The organism is Finegoldia sp., from assembly GCF_046991905.1.
Classification (GTDB): domain Bacteria; phylum Bacillota; class Clostridia; order Tissierellales; family Peptoniphilaceae; genus Finegoldia.
This window is the reverse complement of sequence record NZ_JBKWZF010000023.1, coordinates 22,025-30,107: the sequence shown is the minus strand read 5'-3', so window position 1 is coordinate 30,107 and position 8,083 is coordinate 22,025. Positions and strand designations below refer to the sequence as shown.

General features: G+C 32.4%; 8 protein-coding genes and 1 tRNA gene. All 9 read right to left on the bottom strand.

The annotated features are described in order from the left end of the window. Positions 1–167: 167 nt before the first annotated feature. Entirely contained in the window at positions 168–2,612 is a 2,445-nt protein-coding gene (locus ACLUJM_RS09125; RefSeq protein ID WP_412412694.1) for a hypothetical protein, read from the bottom strand. 10 nt (positions 2,613–2,622) lie between these two features. After that, a complete protein-coding gene (locus ACLUJM_RS09120; RefSeq protein ID WP_412412693.1) occupies positions 2,623–2,907 on the bottom strand; it encodes an isoleucyl-tRNA synthetase in 285 nt (94 codons plus the stop codon). A 102-nt stretch (positions 2,908–3,009) separates the two neighbouring features. After that, on the bottom strand, positions 3,010–3,813 hold the full coding sequence (locus ACLUJM_RS09115; protein WP_412412692.1) for a metallophosphoesterase: 804 nt from the start codon (positions 3,811–3,813) through the stop codon (positions 3,010–3,012). A 44-nt stretch (positions 3,814–3,857) separates the two neighbouring features. Next, positions 3,858–3,933: transfer RNA gene (locus ACLUJM_RS09110), tRNA-Lys, on the bottom strand. A 101-nt stretch (positions 3,934–4,034) separates the two neighbouring features. Next, positions 4,035–5,234 (bottom strand): diphosphate--fructose-6-phosphate 1-phosphotransferase, encoded by a 1,200-nt coding sequence (locus ACLUJM_RS09105; RefSeq protein WP_412412695.1) that lies wholly within the window; start codon positions 5,232–5,234, stop codon positions 4,035–4,037. 26 nt (positions 5,235–5,260) lie between these two features. Continuing rightward, the gene (locus tag ACLUJM_RS09100) at positions 5,261–6,142 is read right to left on the bottom strand and encodes a YitT family protein (RefSeq protein ID WP_002841214.1); all 882 of its coding nucleotides are present in this window, start codon (positions 6,140–6,142) and stop codon (positions 5,261–5,263) included. Then, positions 6,142–6,636, bottom strand: a complete 495-nt coding sequence (locus ACLUJM_RS09095; RefSeq protein WP_294684214.1) for a hypothetical protein — start codon at positions 6,634–6,636, stop codon at positions 6,142–6,144. Before ACLUJM_RS09095 ends, ACLUJM_RS09100 begins: the two co-directional genes overlap by 1 nt. A gap of 67 nt (positions 6,637–6,703) precedes the next feature. Then, positions 6,704–6,994 carry an HU family DNA-binding protein gene (locus tag ACLUJM_RS09090; RefSeq protein ID WP_002835383.1) on the bottom strand — a complete coding sequence of 97 codons (291 nt, stop codon included), beginning with the start codon at positions 6,992–6,994 and terminating at the stop codon, positions 6,704–6,706. A gap of 114 nt (positions 6,995–7,108) precedes the next feature. After that, complete coding sequence (locus ACLUJM_RS09085) at positions 7,109–8,074, bottom strand: peptidylprolyl isomerase (RefSeq protein ID WP_412412691.1); 966 nt, start codon at positions 8,072–8,074, stop codon at positions 7,109–7,111. Positions 8,075–8,083 lie beyond the last annotated feature (9 nt).

The window sequence follows — 8,083 nt, the reverse complement described above, 5'->3', positions numbered from 1 at the left end:
AAACTTTGATTTTAATGGATTTATTGTATCTGTCATCATTATATCACTGTCCCCAGAGCCATTCGGTCCTACCAAAGCTTTGATTTGTCCTTTTTCAATACTAAAAGATATATCGTGAAGTATCTTTTTCTTTCCGTAACTTTTTTCAATATTTACTACTTCTAACATTATTTCCTCCTGCCAAATGAAACTCTGCCCAATACATAAAACAATATTGAACTAATCACAAGAACTACAACAGCCATCACCATCGTGTAAGAATTCTGTCTTATCAACGCCGATAAAAATCCCGTAGCTACAAATCCCGAATCCACATAGTTAAATGGAATAAATGATCCGATTACTCCCATGTATTTAATTGCGGTAAATGGAATTATCAATGCAATCATTGATATTAATATCGTAAATAGCTTGTTAGTAGCAGTGTACATAGAATTTACAAACATACTGATAAATATCGTAAACAACACAGTTATTGTAAAAGATTCTAGTATATACACCAGAAATGGACCAACATTTGAGTAAATAATTCCACCGTCCACAATATAGTTAATAATCGGAAAATCACTGTCTCCAAATCCACCCATCATACCTCCAGCTAAGAATAATACCAAAGCTGCCATGATGTTTATACCAATAGCATATATTACGCTTTCTATAATCTTAGATTTGTACGATTTTGTTCGACTTACAGGAAGTACCGATTTAAGTTCAAGCTGTTTATTCGATTTGATAATCGTAGATGTGAACAGCAATAGTGCAAACACAATCAACACTACATTAAATTTAAGATAGAAGTAATCATGTAACATCGCAAAAGCATTATTTCTCTCTGATATTCCATGAGTAATGTAGTAATTGATTTTAGGCAAAGTTCCTTTGAAACTATCCACATCAAAAGGATTATAATCAATTCCTGATTGCGGAATATAGAATCTGTCTGTTGGTGTGATGTTGTTTATGAGCATGTATTTTTGTTTTAAGAATGCTCCTTCAAGAGCAAAATCGTTGAATACATCCACCATTCCTGTTGTTTCACTACCTGTTCCTTGAAAATCAAAACCATTAAATTCAGTTACCCTTTCCTTATTCACATTATTGAACTTTTGGGGAGTCTTGTATCTATTTTCGTAAGCTTCGAAGTATTTGTTCTCATTTTCGTAAAATCCCAAAGCATCTGAATGAGAATCTATCATTTCCTTTGCCCTTTTGCTATTGCCGTATTTTGCCTTAATCTCATCAATATCCCTATAAACCAAATATTCTAAGTTAGAATTAAGATCGTTATAGTTTTTAATTTGAGTTGAATTAAAATTGTGCCAATTGTTTTGTAGGCATATATTTCCAACCAAAATAGCACACACGACAAATAATATCAAAAACCCATTAAATGATAGAATGCGGTTTTTAATGGAACCTTTTAAGTTGAATACATTTCGACCTTTGTATGTATCATGAGATGTGAATTCTTTTCTCCTGTTCAAAAAAATCGTGCCTATAGCTGTTATCAAAAGCATAAACACTGTAGCAATCACAGGTTTTAACGAAAACGACTTAAACAAGCTTAGAGGATTGTATGCATGATTGAAGAAATTAAAATCAACCAATAGCAAACTCATTATTAAAACCAAAGTAAAATATTTTGCTTTGGTATTTTGTATAAGTTTATCAACAAAAGAAAATGCAAATCCAAACGCCATAGTAATTAACGCAAAAGGAAATACACTCTTAAAAAATGTAGACAAAGGCGTTCTCATAACGTATGAGTATTCGTGTATCGAACCAACTCTGTCCTGAACAGTCCTAATAACAAATGTAGAATCGTAGTGATATGTTAAATCGCCCACGCCATTTCCAGTTATTAAAGATGCCACAAATACTGTCAACAATGAAATGAAAATGTACATCACAATCATACACATAATAATACCAAAATTATTCGCTACATCCTTGATTTTGGAATTCGAAGTGACGGAAGTTATATCATCTTCTCTCATTGCAAAAATCATCACAAAACCTAGTAGAATTATCGGCACAGCTCCAAAAATCACACCAGCTTCATCAAATATCACTTTGCTGAAACTGTGATTGTCATTCTCGTCAATCAATCTATCCTCTACGGAGTTTCTCTCTTTCAAGAAATTTATGTAGCCTTCTCCATTCAGTACAGCTCTCCTGAGCTCCTTAGGATTATCTATGTTCTCGTCTGTATTGTACTTATTATTCAGAGCATCCAATTCATTAGTGTACTTTATGATATCCTTTTCATTATAACTAGACTTGTTATACTTGTAGTTTTCGTCAATACCATGAGCTTTCATCAAGTTTTGTAGTATATTTTTCCCTTCAATCAGGTATTGCTTGTGGTTTTCGTAGCTCTCCTTATCTGGTTCTTCCGGAGTTATTTTCTTCCAGTCAGTTTTTTTTATGACGACCTCATCCCAACTAATGCCATTAGAAATGGACATATGACTTGAAGTAAGAAAATCAAATGCATGGTTGGTTGTCTTAAAATGTAGAAAAAAAGAAACCACACCCATAATTATAGAAAATAGAATCAAAAATGGAATCATCTTGTATCTGTATAATTTTTTTAGTTTGTAAGTAAACATTTTTGTCTCCTTATTGTTTCTTTAAATTCCCAGAGTATCTGTAATACAACCTACCCTCTTCTTCATAGTCTGGACGTATTGATTTCTTCAGTACTCCCTTGTAGCCAGATTTTTCATATTCCATTTCTCCTCCTACATTTTCATGTGATAGTGAAATGTACTTATAATCATCATCGACTTCTATCCCTGAACTAGAAATCGTTTCTGATTTGTTTACAAGGCAAGCATTCAGTCCAGCTATTACAACAAATACTACAGCCATAGTTGCAAATAGCTTTTTCATTGAGTATTTCATATTGTCCCCTTTCGTTGTCAAGTAATAATTTATTTACCTTTAATTATATTTTAGTACAATAAAATAAAAAAACAATAGTTTTCCAAGCATTGTATACTTTTCTTAACTATTGTTGATTTTTGTTAATTTTATTAAATTGATTTCTGGTCGATTAAATATCCTTGGAACGACTGTCTTTTCCTTGGCAAGTCCACGTGACACTACCAGTGTATAATCGTCGTTGTACATTCCCCCTGCATACTTTGGAAACAAGCCTTGTCCCGGAGATATAACTCCATTTAATATAAAAGGAATCCTCCATTGTCCTCCGTGAGTGTGTCCCGATATCATCAAATCGAAATTTTTTAGATTTTTCTTGAAATAATAATCTGGTTTGTGAATCAAACATATATTAAAATTTTCTGATTTTAATTTTTCATCTAAATCATCTAATTTATTTTCATAGTTTTCCAAAATTTTTCCAGATGAATCGTCCACTCCGATAAGTTTAATATTGTTTGATAAGAACACATCTTCATTATCTAGAATTTGTACATTATATTTTCTGATTGTCTCATCTATTTCTACGAGGTTTTCTATTCTTTTTTCGTGATTGCCGTGAACGTAGTATATCTTTTTACCCAGTTGTTGCAATTGTTCCAGTAATTCAAATGCTTTTTTGGGTTTTAATTTGTCATCTACAATATCTCCACCCAACAAAATCACATCACAATCGACGGATTTTATTTTATCCATTAATTTCTTTTGATTTATTCCATAATCGCATGAATGAAGATCCGATAAGAATAATATGTCCATATCACGGTCAATCTTTTTAGATTTTATTTCGTACTGTATTATGTTAATTTTGTATGATATTGATATTAATAAAAATAATAATATCAATGCGGATACAATTAAATACATTTTTCACCTCAAATAAAAAAACCGAGCTACAAAAGCTCGGCTATTGGTGGCTCATCCGGGACTCGAACCCGGGACACCCTGATTAAAAGTCAGGTGCTCTACCATCTGAGCTAATGAACCACGACTACCTTTCTATGATAGCACAATAATATTGTTTTGTAAAGTGTTTTTTACAATTTTTTAAAAAAGAGCAGAATTATTAAATACTCTGCCCTTTTGTTTTACAATTTCACAATATCTTCTTTGTCGAATGCAAAGTATTGTGCTATTCCATTTTTGTATTCTACGTCTATTTCTCCTTCGATTAAAGGAAGAATGTAGTCCATAAATTCGTCGTCGATTTGGAAATGGCTGTCTGTGTATTTTGGAACTATCATTTTCGTTTTGTTAGCAACTTTTTCTATATCCACAAGTTCAAATTCTGTCTTGTAAGGCTTGTTGGAAATTCTTTTGATTCCAACCATTTTGCCCGAATGATTTTCCACACATTCAACAGAAAATTCTCCAACTTCGAATGATTCCTCGATGTCTGTCTTAGATGCAAATGACATGTCACATCTTTGAAGTATGTTAAGTTCGATACTTCTAATCGGCATATCGTAAATTTCTTTTAATTTGTCTCTGATTATGTGAGACGGTCCTTGCAATTGTGCATGGCCGAACTTGTCTTTCTTGCCAGATGTTTTGGATATGAAGTTATTGGAAGAATCTTTGATTCCTTCACTTACTAAAATCAAAATGTTGTCCGTTCTTTTGAAGTTTTCATTGATTTCTTTTACTAAATTATCAAACTCAAATGTATCTTCACTTATATACACAAGATCTGCTCCAAGGTTACAAAGTTTCTTGGAGATTGCACCTGCTGCTGTCAACCATCCAGCGTATCGTCCCATTATTTCTACAATAGTTATGGTTCTGTAGTCGTAGATTTCGACATCCTTTGCTATTTCATAGACAGAATTCGCTACAAACTTAGCTGCAGATCCAAACCCTGGCGTATGGTCAGTTCCGAATAAATCATTGTCGATTGTTTTTGGAGAACCCATTACATGAATATCTTCTCCAATTTTTTCGATGTATTTGGATAATTGATACACTGTGTCCATCGAATCATTGCCACCAATGTAGATAAAATAATTGATATTAAATGATTTCAAAATTTCCACGATTTTCGCAAGTTTTTCTTCGCTATCCACTTTGTATCTGCAAGAGCCCAATGCACTTGCTGGAGTGATTTTCAATCTGTTCAAATCTTCATCTGTTTTTATTTGTGATTTCAAATCTATGATTTTGGAATCCAACAATCCTTGCACACCGTATAATGCACCGTAAACATTGTCAAATCCTAGCTCAATTGCCTTTTTGTAACAACCAGCCAATGTTGCGTTGATGGCACAAGTCGGTCCACCTGATTGTGCTATTAATAAATTTTTGATAATACCACTCCTTAATATTCTTCTTTTTCGAATCCTTTACCCAACACTTCATATGCGTCATTTACTGTAATAAATGCACGTGGGTCAATCTTCTTCAATTTCTTCTTCAAATAAGCAACCTGCGCTCTCTTCAACACGCAGAAGATTATATCTTGGTCGTTATTAAAATAAGCACCTTCTCCGTGTAAGAGAGTAACGCCACGGTTCATATCTTGCATAATAATATTTGCAACTTCTTCGTTTTTTGAAGTAATAACGAAAACTTGTTTTGTTTCGCCAATACCCAATTCGATTTTATCCAAAACTCTGTAAGCTACAAACATAGAAATAATAGTGTAAAATCCCTTGTCAATACCGTACAAAGCACTACCTATAGCGATGATTACTGCGTTACAAGCCATAAGTACATTTCCTATCGAAATATCTTTTTCGTTTTTCATAATCGCAGCTATGATATCCAATCCACCACTGCATGTACCAAACCTAAAAAGCGTACCCATCGAAGTACCATTTATCGCTCCGCCAACTACAGCTACAAGCATATCATCCTTTAAAATAAATGGATTTGGAAGATAGTGGAACAATGTCAAATACACAGACAACACAATCGTAGAAATCGCTGCGTAGTTTACAAATTGTCTAGTTAAATATTTGTATCCAATAATCATAATTGGAATATTAAGCAAGAACACTGTAACTCCAGTAGGAATTCCCGTCATATATTGAACCAACAATCCAATACCAGTAGAACCACCACTCAAGAAGTTCTTTTGACTGAAGAAAAAGTCAATCGCAACGGCAGCCAATAAGTTAGCCAACAAAATTGAAATGATTTTCTTCTTGGCATCATTTCTGCTGCCAAAATTTTTTACAAAAAAATCCGTTTTACTCATTATTTTATAAATCCTAATCTTTCTTTAATATATACATCCCATATAAACAAAGCCACAGCAATGACAACAAATGTATAGTTTTCATCCTTTACATCCAATGTAAACTTTTCGTAGATGCTGAAACCTTTCTTGTTTAATTCTATATTGCCAATATCTAGTACATTGATATGTTTGAAATCAGAAATATCAATTACTTTGTCGTTGTCGTATTTAATAGTGTTAGACATGTCAGACTCTAATGTAAAATTGACATTCTTGGAATTTATTACGTATTTTTTGTTATTATCATAAAAAATACGCTCAACCTTCATCACGACATCTTCGTTTTGATCGTAAAACACAAAGTTTGACCCCTTGTCAAAGCTTGACCCAATGAATGCATCAAAAAACGAGGTACTATTTCCTTCCTTGTATCCAGAATAAATAAGCTTATCATCCGATAAAATTCTAAATCTATCCTTTATGTCTTTGTTAATATAAAAATCGTAAATCATAATCAATCTTTCTTTGATAATTAAAAGTTTAATAATAAAAAATCAGGCCATAGGCCTGATTTATAAACTATTTACTCTTTTTCTTGTTAACTGCTTCTTTTAAAGATTTACCAGCTTTAAATACAGGCGCATTTGATGCAGGAATTTGAATTTTTTCTTCAGGATTTCTTGGGTTTCTTCCTTCACGAGCTTTTCTTTCTCTTGATTCAAATGTACCAAATCCTACTAATTGTACTTTTTCACCTTTTGCTAATGTTTCTTCAACAGTTTTAATGAATGCGTTTAAAGCTCTTTCGCTTTCAACTTTTGATAGCTCACTTTTTTTAGCTATGCTAGTTAATAATTCAGATTTATTCATCTTTTCCTCCTTAAATTTTCAAAATAGTTAAAACCTATTTTAAATACAGTATACAGTAATATTTTTTTTATTTCAAGTGTTTTGACTGAAAAAACAGCGTTTTTTTATCAAATTTTAGTAAATTTTTACTCCCATATCCTTTTTTTGTTTTTCAAATTCTTTTTGAACTTTTCCTTGGATAATTTTGTTAGAAATTGCTCTGTTTATGTTTTGCTTGTTAGCATCAGTCATCTTGTCTAATTCAGTAACTTTGCTGTTAAGCTTAATTATATGATATCCAAACTCTGTCTTAACTGGTTTTGATACTTCACCTGGTTTCATTTTCTTCAAAGCATCAGAGAATTCTTTTACCATAGTTGATGCTAAGAAATCTCCTAATTTACCAGAATTTTGCTTAGCTGATGGATCTTCTGATTTTGCTTTTGCAACCTCATTGAAGTTTTTGCCGTCCTTTACTTCTTCGTAAGTTTTGTTTGCCAAGTCTGATTTTGCTTTAAGTTTTGCATCATCTAAGTTCTTACCCTTGTCATCCTTACCAGAGAAAAGAATGTGGTCTGCATTATATTGAGTATAAGTGTCTAAGTTTTTGTCAAATTCATCTTTGATTTCTTTGTCAGATGGTTTGAAGTCTTTTTCAAATTGTTCTGAAAGCTTTTTGTTTTTCAATTGTTTTTCGATTTGTTCTTTCAAAGCTTGTTCAGTCATGTTTTCTTTTTTAAGTTGTTCTTTGAATTTGTCAGCTCCACCTAATTGTTTTTGAAGCTTATCCACTTCCGCTTGAACTTCTTTGTCAGAAACTTCGATTTTTTTATCTTTCATCATTTTGTTTGCGATTTTTTCGTTGATTAACATATCGATAACTTTAGGTTTTATTTGTTTCAAAGCTTCCTTGCCTTGTTCAGTGTTAGGATTGAAAATATCTTGTCCATAATATTGCTTGTAATCTTCCATTACCTTGTCTACATCTTTTTGGTAGATGTATTCTTTGCCAATCTTTGCCACAGCTCCGTCTGGTTTTTTAGAACATCCTGTTACCATTACCATCATCACAGCTAATACAATTGCTAAAAATTTCTTCATTTTTCCTCC

Coding starts and splice junctions, on each gene's coding strand:
- ACLUJM_RS09125 (WP_412412694.1), bottom strand. CDS start 2,612: ATGTTTACTTACAAACTAAAAAAATTATACAGATACAAGATGATTCCA.
- ACLUJM_RS09120 (WP_412412693.1), bottom strand. CDS start 2,907: ATGAAATACTCAATGAAAAAGCTATTTGCAACTATGGCTGTAGTATTT.
- ACLUJM_RS09115 (WP_412412692.1), bottom strand. CDS start 3,813: ATGTATTTAATTGTATCCGCATTGATATTATTATTTTTATTAATATCA.
- ACLUJM_RS09100 (WP_002841214.1), bottom strand. CDS start 6,142: ATGAGTAAAACGGATTTTTTTGTAAAAAATTTTGGCAGCAGAAATGAT.
- ACLUJM_RS09095 (WP_294684214.1), bottom strand. CDS start 6,636: ATGATTTACGATTTTTATATTAACAAAGACATAAAGGATAGATTTAGA.
- ACLUJM_RS09090 (WP_002835383.1), bottom strand. CDS start 6,994: ATGAATAAATCTGAATTATTAACTAGCATAGCTAAAAAAAGTGAGCTA.
- ACLUJM_RS09085 (WP_412412691.1), bottom strand. CDS start 8,074: ATGAAGAAATTTTTAGCAATTGTATTAGCTGTGATGATGGTAATGGTA.